This is a genomic window from Atlantibacter sp. MEI4A-1023, from assembly GCF_056155425.1.
This window is the reverse complement of the sequence record NZ_CM149568.1, coordinates 1,421,818-1,436,514: the sequence shown is the minus strand read 5'-3', so window position 1 is coordinate 1,436,514 and position 14,697 is coordinate 1,421,818. Positions and strand designations below refer to the sequence as shown.

At 58.6% G+C, this 14,697-nt stretch carries 13 protein-coding genes; 9 read left to right on the top strand and 4 right to left on the bottom strand.

Annotated elements, in window-relative coordinates; genetic code table 11:
• Positions 1 to 129 precede the first annotated feature (129 nt).
• The 3 genes from ACVV26_RS06955 to ACVV26_RS06945 are packed head-to-tail and all read left to right on the top strand — an operon-like array spanning position 130 to position 2,439.
• Positions 130 to 852, top strand: coding sequence for a nucleoside recognition domain-containing protein (locus ACVV26_RS06955; protein ID WP_474800699.1), 723 nt, complete (start codon positions 130 to 132; stop codon positions 850 to 852).
• On the top strand, positions 849 to 1,316 hold the full coding sequence (locus ACVV26_RS06950; protein WP_312979740.1) for a YjiG family protein: 468 nt from the start codon (positions 849 to 851) through the stop codon (positions 1,314 to 1,316). Before ACVV26_RS06955 ends, ACVV26_RS06950 begins: the two co-directional genes overlap by 4 nt.
• Positions 1,317 to 1,326: 10 nt before the next feature.
• Entirely contained in the window at positions 1,327 to 2,439 is a 1,113-nt protein-coding gene (locus ACVV26_RS06945; protein WP_474800698.1) for a M20 family metallopeptidase, read from the top strand.
• Between the two features lie 50 nt (positions 2,440 to 2,489).
• Here the strand turns inward: ACVV26_RS06945 and ACVV26_RS06940 are convergent, their stop codons facing one another.
• On the bottom strand, positions 2,490 to 3,197 hold the full coding sequence (locus tag ACVV26_RS06940; protein ID WP_474800697.1) for a GNAT family N-acetyltransferase: 708 nt from the start codon (positions 3,195 to 3,197) through the stop codon (positions 2,490 to 2,492).
• Between the two features lie 206 nt (positions 3,198 to 3,403).
• Between ACVV26_RS06940 and ACVV26_RS06935 the strand changes: the two genes are divergently transcribed.
• Both ACVV26_RS06935 and ACVV26_RS06930 read left to right on the top strand, forming a co-directional pair.
• Complete coding sequence (locus tag ACVV26_RS06935; RefSeq protein ID WP_474800696.1) at positions 3,404 to 4,525, top strand: YbdK family carboxylate-amine ligase; 1,122 nt, start codon at positions 3,404 to 3,406, stop codon at positions 4,523 to 4,525.
• A gap of 265 nt (positions 4,526 to 4,790) precedes the next feature.
• Positions 4,791 to 6,695, top strand: a complete 1,905-nt coding sequence (locus ACVV26_RS06930; RefSeq protein ID WP_474800695.1) for a methyl-accepting chemotaxis protein — start codon at positions 4,791 to 4,793, stop codon at positions 6,693 to 6,695.
• A 35-nt stretch (positions 6,696 to 6,730) separates the two neighbouring features.
• On the opposite strand, the gene ACVV26_RS06925 is transcribed toward ACVV26_RS06930, so the two are convergent.
• On the bottom strand, positions 6,731 to 9,820 hold the full coding sequence (locus ACVV26_RS06925; protein WP_474800694.1) for a beta-galactosidase: 3,090 nt from the start codon (positions 9,818 to 9,820) through the stop codon (positions 6,731 to 6,733).
• Between the two features lie 187 nt (positions 9,821 to 10,007).
• Between ACVV26_RS06925 and ACVV26_RS06920 the strand changes: the two genes are divergently transcribed.
• The gene (locus tag ACVV26_RS06920; protein WP_474800693.1) at positions 10,008 to 11,048 is read left to right on the top strand and encodes a LacI family DNA-binding transcriptional regulator; all 1,041 of its coding nucleotides are present in this window, start codon (positions 10,008 to 10,010) and stop codon (positions 11,046 to 11,048) included.
• Here the strand turns inward: ACVV26_RS06920 and ACVV26_RS06915 are convergent, their stop codons facing one another.
• Positions 11,049 to 11,300, bottom strand: a complete 252-nt coding sequence (locus ACVV26_RS06915) for a DUF1158 domain-containing protein (protein ID WP_312979756.1) — start codon at positions 11,298 to 11,300, stop codon at positions 11,049 to 11,051. It abuts the gene before it with no gap.
• Positions 11,301 to 11,366: 66 nt separating this feature from the next.
• Complete coding sequence (locus tag ACVV26_RS06910; RefSeq protein ID WP_312979759.1) at positions 11,367 to 11,711, bottom strand: RamA family antibiotic efflux transcriptional regulator; 345 nt, start codon at positions 11,709 to 11,711, stop codon at positions 11,367 to 11,369.
• 256 nt (positions 11,712 to 11,967) lie between these two features.
• On the opposite strand from ACVV26_RS06910, the gene ACVV26_RS06905 reads away from it, so the two are divergent.
• From ACVV26_RS06905 to otnC, 3 genes are all read left to right on the top strand, one after another.
• On the top strand, positions 11,968 to 12,552 hold the full coding sequence (locus ACVV26_RS06905) for a TetR/AcrR family transcriptional regulator (RefSeq protein WP_474800692.1): 585 nt from the start codon (positions 11,968 to 11,970) through the stop codon (positions 12,550 to 12,552).
• Positions 12,553 to 12,766: 214 nt separating this feature from the next.
• Positions 12,767 to 14,032 carry a 3-oxo-tetronate kinase gene (gene otnK / locus ACVV26_RS06900; RefSeq protein WP_474800690.1) on the top strand — a complete coding sequence of 422 codons (1,266 nt, stop codon included), beginning with the start codon at positions 12,767 to 12,769 and terminating at the stop codon, positions 14,030 to 14,032.
• A complete protein-coding gene (otnC, locus tag ACVV26_RS06895) occupies positions 14,029 to 14,694 on the top strand; it encodes a 3-oxo-tetronate 4-phosphate decarboxylase (RefSeq protein WP_312979766.1) in 666 nt (221 codons plus the stop codon). The genes otnK and otnC overlap by 4 nt, the downstream gene beginning before the upstream one ends.
• Positions 14,695 to 14,697: the final 3 nt, after the last annotated feature.

The following is a 14,697-nucleotide window of genomic DNA, read 5'->3' as shown; positions in this document are numbered from 1 at the left end:
GCAGCCTCACAGAACCAGCATCCAATCCAATAACCACACAGTTAACATGACTATCGTCAATTTTTCCTGATGACCAGCCAGTAATGATACGGCGGCGAGGCGTTCGCGTGTAATCACAAGGAAAATGAAATGGATAAGTTCGATACGCAGGACAACCGTCCGGGCATCGGCGCGTATATCGCGCTGGCGTTCGCGGCGGTGTTCTTTTCAGGATTGTTAGGCGGGAAAGAGTGGTACGGGGTGTTTGATTTCACCACCCTGAATGGCGCGTTCGGTAAAGTGGTCAGCAAAGTCAGCCTGAACGGCGATGAGCTTGTCACCGCCACCAGCGCGTTTCGCGGCACCGGCGGCCACGGCGCAATGGACGGGTTTCTGTTTGCCCTCGGCCTGATCCCTGCCGTAATGTTCGCGCTGGGCATGATCAACGTGCTGGAACACTACGGCGCACTGCGGGCCGCCAGGCGGTTATTGACTCCGCTGCTGCGTCCGCTGCTGGGTATCCCCGGCACCGCCGGGCTGGCGCTGATCGGCAGCCTGCAAAGCACCGACGTCGGGGCATCGTTAACCCGCAATCTGGCCGATGAAGGGCAAATCACCGAGAGCGAAAAAGATATTTTCGCCATGTTCCAGTTCTCCGCCGGGGCAATGATCACCAACTTTTTCTCCTCCGGCGCGGTACTGTTCACTCTGATTGCAGCCGACGGCACCACGGCGGTCCCCGCTTCTATCGGTGCCTGCGTGGCGGTAATGTTTATTATGAAAATCGTTGGCGCGAATATTCTGCGTCTGATCCTCAAAGTCAGCGATAAGAAAGCCCAACAGCGTCTGGATACACAGGGAGAAGCATCATGAGTGCGCAGGGAAATGCCAAACCGGTGATCACCGATGTATTTGTTGAAGGCGCACGCAAAGGCTGGGGCATCGCCACGTCCAGCACGCTGCCCAATGTCGTGATGGCTTTTATCATCATCAAAGCGCTGGAAATTACCGGCGCGCTAAAAGGGTTGGGGATGATTTTCGCCCCATTGATGGGACTTTTCGGCCTGCCGGGTGAAGCCGCCGCGGTGCTGATTGGGGGATGGATGTCGATGGGCGGCGGGATTGGCGTTGCCATCGGCCTGTTCGAAAAAGGCATTATTACCGGCGAGCATCTGGCGATCCTCGCCCCGGCTATTTATTTAATGGGCTCGCAGGTGCAATATCTCGGCCGTATTCTCGGCGTGATTGGCACCCGCGCCAAACGCATTCCGCTTATGATCGCAATTTCTGTGGTCAACGCATTTATCGCCATGCTGCTTATGCGCGTGATTATCTAAGGAGAGACAAATGGATTTGAAATTATGGACTGACGAGCTGCGCCAACTGGTTGACGTTGACTGCGGCACCGGGACAATCGACGGCGTCGCACAGGTGGCGGATATTCTGGCAGCGCTGTGGGCCAAAGAGGGTTGGCAGTGCCAGAAGGTGGATCTCGGTACGGCGGTTGGGCCCGGCGTGTTAGTCACCAATAAACCTCACGCCACCCATTTTGATGTGCTGTTAATTGGCCACCTTGATACCGTTTTCCCCGTCGGAACCGTAGCACAGCGCCCAATGAGCCAGGACGATACGCGTATTTACGGCCCGGGTTCGTCAGATATGAAAGGCGGTCTGCTGAATATTCTCTGGGCGATGCGCGCAATGGAGAAAAGCGACCTGCAACGCCTGTCGATTGCCGTCGCCATGAACCCCGATGAAGAAACCGGTTCGGTGCATTCCCATCAGTGGCTGGGCGAGCTGGCGGAGCGTTCGCGCCACGTGCTGGTGTGCGAAGCGGCGCGGGCAGACGGCTCGCTGGTCAACGCCCGCAAAGGGCTGGCGGGCTATGAACTGACCTTTACCGGCGTCGCCGCCCATGCGGGCAACGATCCAGAAAAAGGCCGTTCGGCAGTGACCGCGCTGGCGCACAGTATCCTGGCGATTAACGCGCTGGCGGATGCGGAGCGCGGCACCACGCTCAACGTCGGTGTAGTCAGCGGCGGCGATGCGTCGAATATTGTCGCGTCCTGGGCGAAAGCGGAAGTCGACCTGCGCTTCTGGGAAAACAGCGAAGATGAGCGGGTCAACCGCGCGCTGCTGGACCTGTGCGAAAAAGGCTTTATGGAGGGCGTGACCACCACGATTACTCGCCTGAACCATAAGCCGGCAATGGCGATCAACGCGCAAACCGAAGCGCTGATGAAAATCGTCGAGCGTGCCGGAGAACAGGAAGGCGTAGCGATTAGCTGGAAAGCGGTCGGCGGCGGCAGCGATGCCAACTATACCTCCGCGCTCGGCATTCCTACCCTGGATGGTTTAGGTCCGATCGGCGCCGGTTTCCACAGCCCTGCTGAATATCTGGAAATCGCGTCCGTCGAGCCACGCATCCGCCTGCTGAAGCGGGTTGTTAGTATGTTGTAATTACTATGCCCGGTAATCCGGTTGTTCCGGGATGCCGGGCGTTTTAGCCTTTATTCCGCTGCCAGTAAATCCCCTAAGCGCTGTATCTGCCTGCCCTCTGCGTCATAATTTTCCACCGCCAGCCAGCGGGCTAACGCGGCATTAATGCGCGGCCATTCGCTATCCAGCATTGAGAACCAGTCGGTATCCCGATTGCGGCCATTTCTGACCATCGCCTGACGAAAGCGGCCTTCATACGTAAAGCCCAAGCGCTCCGCCGCCGCGCGCGAAGCGGCATTCAGGGAGTCGCATTTCCATTCGACCCGGCGATAGCCCGCGCCAAAGGCCGCCGTTAATAATAGCCACTGCGCCTCGGTGCTCATTAACGTGCGTTTCATTTTGGGCGACCAGGTGACATGGCCGATTTCAACCACACCGTTGACCGGATCGATGCGCATAAAGCACACCACGCCCACCGCCCGCCCGCTGGCCTGTTCAATAACGGCCCAGGGGATCAGACTGTCGTCGGCAATTTTGCCCTGCACCCAGTGCCATGTGGCCTGGCGGGTATCGGGCCGCGACGCGCCGAGCCACGTCCAGTCGCGGTCATCCTCTGCCTGTTGATATGCAAGAAACAGATCGTCGCTATGCCGTTCGGCATTCAACGGCTCCAGGCGGCAAACCCGGCCCTGAAGCGGCGTTCGGGGCAACGGCTGCGTACCATGCCAGCCGGGGAGTACATCGCCGACCGGCTGACCATAAGGGTTAATTTCGGGCATCGCTTTCTCCGGTTACATGGGCGCTGCAATGAAAAGTCATTAATCATACAAAGGATAAATCAATAAAACGCCAACATCAGCGCAAAATTATTGACCGGGTTAACCGCGCCCCTGAAACGCCGCGTTTTTCAGACTTGTCTTTCACCTGTAACATTTCCCGCGCTGGCTATACTTTTCAGGGTTAACGCCTGAAAAAGTGAGCCACTATGCCTCTTACGCCTTTTACCGCTTCCGAACCCTACACGCTGGGAATTGAGCTTGAGCTGCAAATCGTCACGCCGCCAGGCTGGGATTTGAGTCAGGATTCCACCACCCTGATTGATGAAATTGCGGGCCAGATTAGCGCGGGGGAAGTTAAACACGACATCACTGAAAGCATGCTGGAGATTGCCACGGGGGTGTGCAAAGACATTCACCAGGCCAGCAGCCAGTTTTCCGCCTTGCAGCAGGCGATTCTGGCCGCAGCGGGACGCCATCATCTGGCGATTTGCGGCGGCGGGACACACCCCTATCAGAAATGGCAGCGCCAGGAGATCTGTAAGAGCGAGCGCTATACTCGGACGCTGGAAAGCTTTGGTTATCTGATGCAGCAGGCCACGGTGTTTGGTCAGCACGTGCATATCGGCTGTCGTAACGGTGATGACGCGGTGTATCTGCTGCACGGTTTATCGCGCTTCGTGCCGCATGTTATCGCCCTGTGCGCCGCGTCGCCGTGGATCCAGGGCACCGACACCCAGTTTGCTTCTTCGCGGCTGAATATCTTTTCCGCCTTCCCGGATAACGGCCCCGCGCCGTTTGTTGAAAACTGGCAGCAGTTCGAGACCATGTATCACCATCTGGAACGCAGCCGCATTATTGAATCGATTAAAGATCTGCACTGGGATATTCGCCCCAGCCCGGGCTTCGGCACCGTGGAAGTGCGGGTCATGGATACGCCGTTGACCATGACCCGCGCCGTCAACGTGGCAGGCTTCCTTCAGGCGCTGGCCAACTGGCTGCTGGAGGAACGTCCGTTTACGCCAAAACGCGACGACTATTTGCTGTATCGCTTTAATCGTTTTCAGGCCTGCCGTTACGGCCTGAAAGGCACGCTAACCGATGTGTGCACCGGGCAGCACGCATCCATTGCTGAGGATATTTTGCGCTATATCCCGATACTGATGCCTTACGCGCAGCGGTTGAACGGAGAAAGCTCGCTGCATGATATTGAACGGATTGTGCGCACCGATCAGAGTGACGCCAAACTGATGCGCGAATTCATCGCCAACGGCGGCGTGCTGTCGGAAATGGTCAGGCGAATGACTGAAATCTGGGCGGCACCCCTGTAATTATTTTGTCTTATGCCTGGTGTATTATTTCCAGGCATAAGCAAAAGTTATTTCTGTGCTTATTAATCACCGCGACAAACTATTTTTTTACGCGCGATAATTAATGAACGCTTTATTAATCTGGATCGTAAAATTAACTCCAAAGAGTTATTCAAAATATTCCATCAAATGGAATTTCCGATAGCTGCGCCATTAGCACTAAAGTAAATAAATTCTCCCTCCGATAAGCCTTAAATCAACCTGCCATTATTTGAGGGAATCTTCCATGTTATGGATATATCGTATTTCGATGAAAATGAAATTATTCATCGCGCTGTTGCCATTGTTACTGGCGTTATTGTGGCTGGGCGGTTCCGGGATTGCCGAACGAATCACGGCGCAGAGGCAGATGGAAAATATGGCGACATTGACCCAGCTTGCGATTAAGGCCGGTGAAGTGGTCCACGAGTTGCAAAAAGAGCGTGGTATGAGTGCCGGTTATTTAGGGGCCAAAGGCCAGGGATTTCGGGATGAACTGGCCGCCCAACGCCAGTTAACCGACCAGGCGCTAACGCGTTTTGATCAGGCGTTTACCCGCATCGATCCGCAGATCCTCTCCGGGCATGTTGCCGACGCGCTTAAGCGTTTTGAGCAAACCCGCCAGCAATTTACCCCGCTGCGCCAGCAGGTCAGCGATGTCGCTATTGAAACCAATAACGCGCTGGCGAATTACACCGTTAGCGTCACCACGCTGTTGAATATTGTTTCCGATATCAGCCATCTCTCCCCTTCCGGCGAAATAGTGAATCAGTTGGCCGGTTATTTCAGCCTGCTGAATGCCAAAGAGCAGGCCGGTATTGAACGGGCACTGTTATCGAATATTTTTTCCGCCGACCAGTTTGCGCCGGGCCAGTTTCAGCGCCTGAGCAATGTGGTAGGCAAACAGGAAGCCTGGCTCAACGCGGCGCGCCGTTTTTTAACTCCGGTCCAGGCACAGGCGCTGGACGCCGCGCTGGCGCAGCCGAAGGCCGCTGACGCGCTGGCCATACGTGATGCGGCTATCGCCAAAGCCGACGTCGGCGGGTTTGGCGTGAAAGCCACTACCTGGTTCGCCATTCAGACCCAGCGCATTGAGATCTTAAAAATCCAGGAAGACGCCTCCGCCAACAACCTGCTGGCTACCGCCGCACGGCTGGCGGATGAAGCGCACGCCGCCTGGCTGCGTTTTCTGACCATTAGTTTGCTGGCGCTGATCGGGGCGCTCACCATCGCCGTGATAGTCGCACGCAGTATTCATCGCCAGTTGCAGTCGACGCTGCGGGAGATTGCCGCGATGGAAGGCGATTTAACCCGCCGCCTGACGGTGCCCGGCAACGATGAGCTGTCGTCGCTGAATCACGCCTATAACCACGCGATTGAAAATATTCAGCATATCGTTAGTGAGATTAAATCCGGTGCCACGGTGCTGCGCCACGCCAGCGCCACTATCGCCGACGGCAACCAGAACCTGGCCCAGCGCACCGATGAACAGGCGGCCTCGCTGGTGGAAACCGCCGCCAGCATGGAGCAGATCTCCACCACCATCAACCTGACGGCGGACAGCGCCCGCGAAGCAGAAAAACTGACGCTCGCCATGCAGCAGGAGGTGAACCAGGCCAATACGGTAGCGGCCCAGGCCAGCCAGAGTATGGAAGCCATCCGCGCGTCCAGCGAGCAGATTTCCAGCATCATCAAGTCGATTGACGATATCTCGTTCCAGACCAACCTGCTAGCGCTGAATGCGGCGGTGGAAGCGGCGCGCGCCGGGGAGTCCGGGCGCGGTTTTGCGGTGGTGGCAACGGAAGTGCGTAACCTGTCGCAGCGCTGCGCCAACCAGGCGCAGCAAATCCGCGAACTGGTGAATGAGAATATGGCGAAGATTGGCGAAGGGGTGGATCGGGTGACGGCATCCGGTAAAGCGTTGCAGCTGGCCGCCGAGCAGAGCGACCGGATGCGCGAATACATCACCGATATTGCCCGCGCCGCTGAGGAGCAATCCCTGGGCGTGGCGCAGGTGCATCTGGCGCTCAGCCAGCTGGAACAGGTAACGCAGCAGAACGCCGCGCTGGTGTCCCAGGCCGCCAGCGAAAGCCAGAGCCTGGATCAGCAAAGCGAAGCCATGGCGGAGTTAGTGGATCGCTTTGTGGCGTAAACAACGTCGCCCCGCGAGGGGCGACGTATTCAGGGCTAACGCCTCCACAGGCTGACGGCATAGCGCCAGCGGGTGTCGTTAAGCAGGAACTGCGGCTGCACGCTCGGCGTCCAGGAGTCGTCGCCGCCGATGCCCATATGCTGCCCGTCGAGGGTGATCCATACGCCCTCTTCCGGCTGCATCCGGTGCCAGTGGTCGACGCGCATAAGCTGTTCCGTGCCGAAGGGTTGCAGTGAAAAATGGAAATCCCCTTCCACGTGCCACTGGCCCCACTGGAGCTGTCGGGTATCACAGCGCAGGCCGTTTTCCGTCGGGAAGATATACGGCGTATGCATCTGTTCAACCGGCAATTCCCAGCGGGAGAACAGCGCGCTGCTTTTACGATCCGGGTAGTTTTCGTGCGGGCCGAGGCCCAGCCACGACACCTGCGCCGACTGCGGTTTTACCTGGAAACGTAGCCCGGTGCGCGCCAGCGGCGGCACGTCCCCGCCCCGCTCGCCGCTGACTGCGATATGCAGTTTCCCGGCGTCGTCAAAGCGCATTTCCCAGCGCGACATTAACACCACGCCCTGCGCGTTACGGGAGTGCCAGACGCTTTCAATCATCACTTCATGGGCGCGCGCCTCGGCTTCACAGTGAATACAGGTGGTTTGAAGATCGTACAGCCCGGCGCTTTTCCAGCGCTCCACCCAGGCGTTGGGATCGATGCGATGCACTTCGCTGACGCCGATATCGTTATCCAGCGGCGCGCGCACGAACTGATCCTCAAGCGGCGACAGCAATTGCGGCTCGCCGTCGATTTCCCACTGGGTGAGCCGCCCGCTGGCGCGCGCAACCTGCCAGCGTTGATTGTTCCACTGCACGGTGAAAGCATCATCCGTGATCACCAGCGACGGCGCCGCGCCGCGAGGCGCTGGCGGTTCGATCGCCAGCGGCGCGGCCAGGGCAAACTGCTGCCAGGCGACGCGGTGACCGGCGTCAGACCAGGCCGTGGCATTGGGTTGAATCACCTCTAACTGGAGCCAGACATCGCGGGCGTTGTCCGGCAGCGCCAGCGTATCGGCCAGCGTCAACACGGCGTCGGCTTCCGGTTCCAGATCCAGCGCCAGTTCCCCTTGCGCCACCACCTGCCCTGCGCTCTCCACCCGCCAGGCCAGCGTTTCGTTATCGGTATGGCGGAACAGGTATTCGCTGGCGATGCGCACGGTTAACGGCTGCTGGCTGACCAACGCGAACCGGAAGTACTGCTGGGCGTGTTTGGCTTCAGTCAGCGACGGATGCGGGGTGCGATCCGGGAATACCAGCCCGTTCATGCAGAACTGGCGGTCGTTGGGTTTGTCGCCGAAATCGCCGCCGTAGGCCCAGCCGGTGGTGCCGTCGTCGAAGGTTTTGACAATCGCCTGGTCGGCCCAGTCCCAGACAAAACCGCCCTGTAGTCGCGGATAATCCCGGAACGCCTGCCAGTAGGCGGCAAAATTACCCAGGCTGTTGCCCATCGCGTGGGCATATTCGCAGAGGATCAGCGGGCGCTGCTCTCCCGGCAAACTCAGCCACTTTTTGATGCTCCACTTCGGCACCGCCGGGAACAGCTGATCCTGTTCAACGCGGGCATACATCGGGCAGATGATGTCGGTGGCGGCAGTATCCGCGCCGCCGCCTTCGTACTGTACCGGCCGTGACGGATCGGCGGTTTTCACCCAGCGGTACAGCGCGTCGTGCGTCGCGCCGTGGCCGGATTCGTTGCCCAGCGACCAGATAATAATGCTGGGGTGATTGCGGTGGCACTGCACCATCCGGGTGACGCGGGCGCTGAAAGCCGCGAACCATGCCGGGTCGTCCGACAGTCGGTTCATCGGCTCCATGCCGTGGGTTTCAATGTTGGCTTCATCCACCACGTACAGGCCGTAGCGGGTGCAAAGCTCATACCAGCGCTCCACGTTCGGGTAGTGGGAACAGCGCACGGCGTTGAAGTTGTTCTGCTTCATCAGCAGGATGTCCTGAATCATATCCTCCCCGGTGACCACCTGGCCGCGTTCGGGATGATGCTCATGACGGTTAACCCCGCGGATCAACAGAGGTTTGCCGTTGAGGGTCAGCAGGCCGTTGTGGATCTCCACGCGCCGGAAGCCCAGGTCACAGGCTTCGGTTTCCAGCAGGGTATCGCCCTGCCACAGCGCCGCCACCAGCCGGTAGCAGTGCGGAATTTCGGCGCTCCACTTTTTCGGTTCGCGCACCGGCAGGCGGTAAAAGCCGCGCTCAGGATAGTTGCCGCGTTCGTCCACCGGCGCACTGCCCGGCTTGCCGCGCAGTTGCGCCACCTGTTTGTCGCCGTCCCACAGGGTGAGTTCTACGGTTACGTTCGCGAGCTGTGCGGCGGGCGCGGCAAAGCGCAACGCGACATCGACCCACCCATCGCGGTACGTATCGTCGAGCTGCGGCGTAGCCTGCAAATCCGCCAGATGGCAGTCAGGTTTATTCAGCAGCCACACCGAACGGAAAATGCCGCTCATTCGCCACATATCCTGATCTTCCAGCCAGGTGCCTGCGCTCCATCGCATCACCATGACGCACAGCCGGTTTTCACCCGTGTTAAGGAACGGCGTGAGATCGAATTCCGCTGGCAGGCGGCTGTCCTGGGAATAGCCCACCCAGACGCCGTTACACCACAGATGAAACGCCGAGTTGACGCCGTCAAAGATAATCCGCGTCTGGCCGTTATCCTGCCACTGCGGGTCGAACGTAAACGTGCGCGAGTAGCAGCCGGTCGGGTTCTGTTCCGGGACGCGCGGCGGCTGGGTATCGATGGGATAACGCACGTTGGTGTAAATCGGCGCGTCGTAACCCGCCATCTGCCAGTTTGACGGCACCGCCAGCGGCGCGCTGTCCGGCAGATCGGCGTCGATCCACGCCGCTTCCACCGTCTGCGGGCGGGCGGCGTAATGGAATTGCCAGACGCCGTCCAGCGACCGACGCCGGGCGCTGGTTTCTGCATCGCGCGCGGCTTCTACACTATGCCAGCTGGAGAACACGGGGTGCGCGTCCAGCCGGTTGAGATGGGTAATAGTGGGGTTTTGCCAGTCCTGGCGTGCCAGGATCGCATTGAAGGTGGGCTGTTGCTGAGTCATCGGAGTGGGTCGCCTTAAATGTCATACGTACTACATATGGCGAACGTTATCGCGCAATGGTGCGTTTTCAGCAATTGCAGCGCGCCAACTCTCGGGCGGGCATCACAGAAATCAGTGATATACCCGCTACAATGTCGTGTCTGAATCATTTCATGTTAACGCACGACATTCACCACCGGAAAACACCATGACGCGCCGCATAGCTACCCTTGACGATGTCGCCAGACTGGCTGGCGTCTCCCTGCAAACCGTTTCGCGGGTATTAAACAGCCCCGACAAAGTGGCGGTGCGCACCCAGGACGCGGTGCATAAAGCGATGCGCGAACTGCACTACGTGCCAAACCGTTCTGCCCAGTTGCTGGCGGGAAAAGTGCTGCCTGCTATCGGCCTGATCAGCGCGTCGCTGACGTTACACGCCCCGTCGCAAATCGCCGCGTCGGTCAAAACCCACGCCCAGGCCCGCGGGCTGGATGTATCGATCGCGATGCTCAACCACGCAGATTACGGGGCGTTGCAGGCGGCGCTGGCGGAGTGCCGGGCGCAAAACATTGGCGGCGCGATCGTCAATCTGCCGCTGGAAAGCGCGATGGCGGAGCAACTGGCGCGGGAGAACCCGGATATCCACTGCCTGTTTCTCGACGTGCCGCCGGACAGCGAAGTCGCCAGCCTGTTGTTCGATCACCAGCAGGGATGCCGGGCGACGCTCGATCACCTGTGGGGTTTAGGGCATCGGGAGTTTGGTTTTTTAGCCGGACCAGAGAGCGCCATTTCCGCCCGGTTACGGCTGCACGCCTGGCGCGATGCCCTGCACCGCAACGGCGGGCACCAGGCGCTTACGGCCTTCGGCGACTGGAGCGCAGGCAGCGGCTTTACCCGCACCGTGGAGATGCTGGCGCGGCAGCCGACGCTGTCGGCGATTGTCGTGGCGAACGATCAGATGGCGTTGGGGGTGTTAAGCGCGCTGGCGCAGTTGAATCGCCGGGAAATTTCGGTCACCGGCTACGACGACACGCCGGACAGCCAGTATTTCCAGCCCGCCCTGACCACGGTGGCGCAGGATTTCCACCTGCTGGGCGAGCGTGCGGTGGCGCTGTTAGCCGCGCCGGAGCGCCGCCACACCCTGCTGCCGACGCAGCTGATGGTCCGGCAATCCACCGCGCCGAAACCCGATGCCGCGTCGCGCGATAGGCTCATCGCGCAGCTAAAAGCGCTGGTCAATCACCTTTAATTACACGCGCTCGATGGAAAACCAGCGCCGCCAGATAAACCGGATAACGGCATATTCCAGCGCACCCAGCAGTAAAAACCAGATGCAGAAAATAATGGTGTAAAGCTGGTTCAAATCCACCAGATGGAAGGTGTCCATCAGCTGTTTCGCCAGTGACAGCGTCAGCGCGGGCGCAGGCAGCAGCAGACAGGAGAGAAAAGCCAGCAGCAAAATGCCGCCTGCGGTCACCAGTGTTTCGAGTGGATGTTTCATTGGATGTTACGCCCGAGTTAAAACGGGCATTGTCCGGGAATTTGTCTGGCCTTGCAAACCGTGGCGCTAGTGGAATGCGCTGTCACCGCCATGACGGCGATAGTTGCCCGGCGACATATTGAATTTGCGGGTAAACAACCGGGTAAACGACTGCTGGGATTCAAATCCGTATTTCAGGGAGATATCCAGCACCCGCGCGTCGGTGCTGCGGAGATCCTGAGCCGCCAGCCGCAGCTTTTTCTCGCGGATGTAGCGCCCAAGACTTTCGCCGGTGTGATGTTGAAAGAGCCGCTGCAAATGCCATTTTGAATAGCCCGCATGGCGCGCGATGTCATCAATGCGCAGCGGTTTATGCAAATTGTCATCAATCCAGCCGGTAATGGTTTCGATAACCTGAGCGGGTAGTTCCATGCCTGTTCCCCTTCACTCGCCGTGACACACGTTAGTTCTCCCCTCATTCCTTTGTACAACGCCGTCTTTTGTTACCTGAAAAGTTGAGATCCCGCACAGGTTACAGAAAACCCTACGTCAGACATTGATAATGAGTGAGTAAACACTCATTATAGAAACGATGCGTAAAGCGTCAACCGGTTTTTCAACCATTCCCGGCGGCTTGCAGCGATGCGGCCTCCGTGTTTCAATCTGCGGTCCTGATGACTGGAGGGTAATGTTAGTGGCTCGTCCCCGTAGTGAAGATAAGAGAATCGCGCTGCTTGATGCGGCAACCGAAGCCATCGCCAGTGCGGGCATTGGCGCATCTACTGCGATGATTGCCCGTGGCGCGGGCGTGGCGGAAGGCACCCTGTTCCGCTATTTCTCTACCAAGGACGTGTTGCTGAACGCGCTGTATCTGCATCTTAAGATAGAATTTTGCCGTTCGATCCTTGAACAGCCGGACCGCCCGGCAGACAGCAAAGGGCTGACGCGCTATATCTGGGACCGGCTGATCGACTGGGGCCTCGCCCACCCGATTGCCCACCAGGCGATGCGCCAACTGGCCATCAGCGACAAAATCACCGAAGAAACCGAGCAGCAGGTTAACGACAGTAATCCTGAACTGCATCAGATGTGTGAAAAATCTATTCTGCCGCTGTTTTTAAGCCCGCCGTTTCGCCGCTTTGGCGACACCATTTTCTTTGCGCTGGCGGAAACGACGATGGAATTCGCCACCCGCGAACCGCAACGCACCGAGGAGTTTAAAACGGTGGGTTATGAAGCAATGTGGCGCGCGCTGGGCAGGCAGGATTTGTGAGAATTTGTGCATTCCAGTGATGTTCACGAATTTTCACAAGGTAGTGTGAAGCAAAAAAATCCCGTCTTGATTAATGGTTACTTTAATTTCAAATAGTTAATTATTCTGAGCCACCTATTCAGGATGGTAATATTTGTGAGACCTGTCGTGGGAATGTGAAGCCCGCTTTTGAATAATGATCTCATTCGAAAGCAGAGCGACAGGAAACAGCCTCATGGCCCTTCTTACCGGCGTTATCGCCGATGATTTTACCGGCGCGACGGATATCGCGGGATTTATGGCGCAACAGGGATTGCAGGTGGCGCTGCTGCCCGGTGTCCCGGCTCCCGACGCCCGCTGGCAGGACGACGCTGACGTCATTGTCATCTCCCTGAAAAGCCGCTCGCTGCCCGCCGATGAGGCCATTCGCCAGACGCTGTGCTGCGCGCAATGGCTGAAAGAGGTTGCAGGCGCCCGGCAGATCTACTTCAAATACTGTTCCACTTTTGATTCCACTCCGGCAGGTAATATCGGCCCGGTCAGCGACGCGCTGATCGAGCAGACGCAATGCCGCGCCATTATTCATAGCCCGGCGCTGCCGCAAAATGGCCGCACCCTGGTGCACGGGCATCTGTTTGTTAATGGCGCGCTGTTAAATCAGTCCGGCATGGAAAATCATCCAATTAATCCCATGTGGGACGCCCGGCTGGTGGAATTACTGAGGCCGCAAACGCCCGGCAAGGCGGCAGTGATTAATCTTGCCACGGTGCGCGCCGGGGTCGATGCGGTGCGCGAGCGATTTCAGGCGCTTGAAGCCGAAGGGTTCCGCCATATCGTGGTGGATGCGCTCACCGAACAGGATTTGGCGGTACAGGCCAGCGCGTTTGGCGATTTACCGCTGTTGGCGGGCGGTTCCGGTCTCGGCGGCGCGCTGGCGGCCCGTGCAGCGATCCAGGCTAAAACCGCAGAACATTTCGCCTTCCCGCAACATAAAAAAGCGGTGGTGCTGTCGGGCAGTTGTTCGGCCATGACCAACCGCCAGGTTAACGCTTACAAAGCGAAGGCTCCTGCGCTGGCGCTGGACATCGAGAACTGCCTCAGTGATAACGCACAATACATTGACTCCCTTGCTGACTGGGTGGATGCGCACAGCGACAGCGCCCTCGCCCCGCTGGTTTACGCGACCCAGCCACCAGACCAACTAAAAGCCACCCAGCAACGCTTCGGGGAACGTGCCGCCAGTGCCGCCGTGGAGCGCACATTCGCCCAGTTGGCAGCGCGGCTGCTGGAACGTGGCTTCAATACGTTTATCGTGGCGGGCGGCGAAACCTCTGGCACCACGGTGGATGCGCTGAAGGTAAAACGCCTGAAGGTAGGCCGCCCGATTGTCCCCGGCGTGCCCTGGGTGCAGGAAACCGTACGCCAGCTCTCGCTGGCCTTGAAATCCGGCAATTTTGGCGATGAAGATTTCTTTTTCCGTGCACAGGAGTACCAGGCATGAGTCGTTACGCCATCAGCGCCGAAGAAACCGCGCTGCGTCAGCAACTGGTTCATTATGGTCGTTCGCTGTTTCAGCGCGGCTACAGCAGCGGCGGTTCCGGGAATATCAGCGTGAAACTACCCGACGGCGGCTTTCTGGTCACGCCGACCAATTCCTGCCTTGGTGAGTTAGAAGTCGACAGCCTGAGCCGCTTAAACGCCAACGGCGAGCATATTGGCGGCGACCGTCCGTCAAAAGAAGTGCCGATGCATATGGCGTTTTATCAGCGCCGTCCGGCCTGCGGCGCAGTGGTACATCTGCATTCGCCGTGGCTGACCGCCCTCGCCTGCCTGCCCTGCGAGACGCCGGAAAACTGTCTACCGCCGCTGACGCCCTATTACGTGATGCGCATCGGCAAGCTGCCTTTGCTGCCCTACTTCCGCCCAGGCCATAGCGATATCGCCGTGGCGCTGTATGAGGTAGCGGGCCAGCACACTGCGGCGCTGCTCGCCAACCACGGCCCGGTGGTATGCGGCGGCACACTGCGCGAAGCGGTATTCAATATTGAAGAACTGGAAGACAGCGCCCGTATCTGGCTGACCTTAAAACCGCTGGGCCACGTTCCGCTAAGCGATGCCGCCATCGCGGAACTGGAACAGGTCTACCGAGCAAAAATGGGGTAAAGG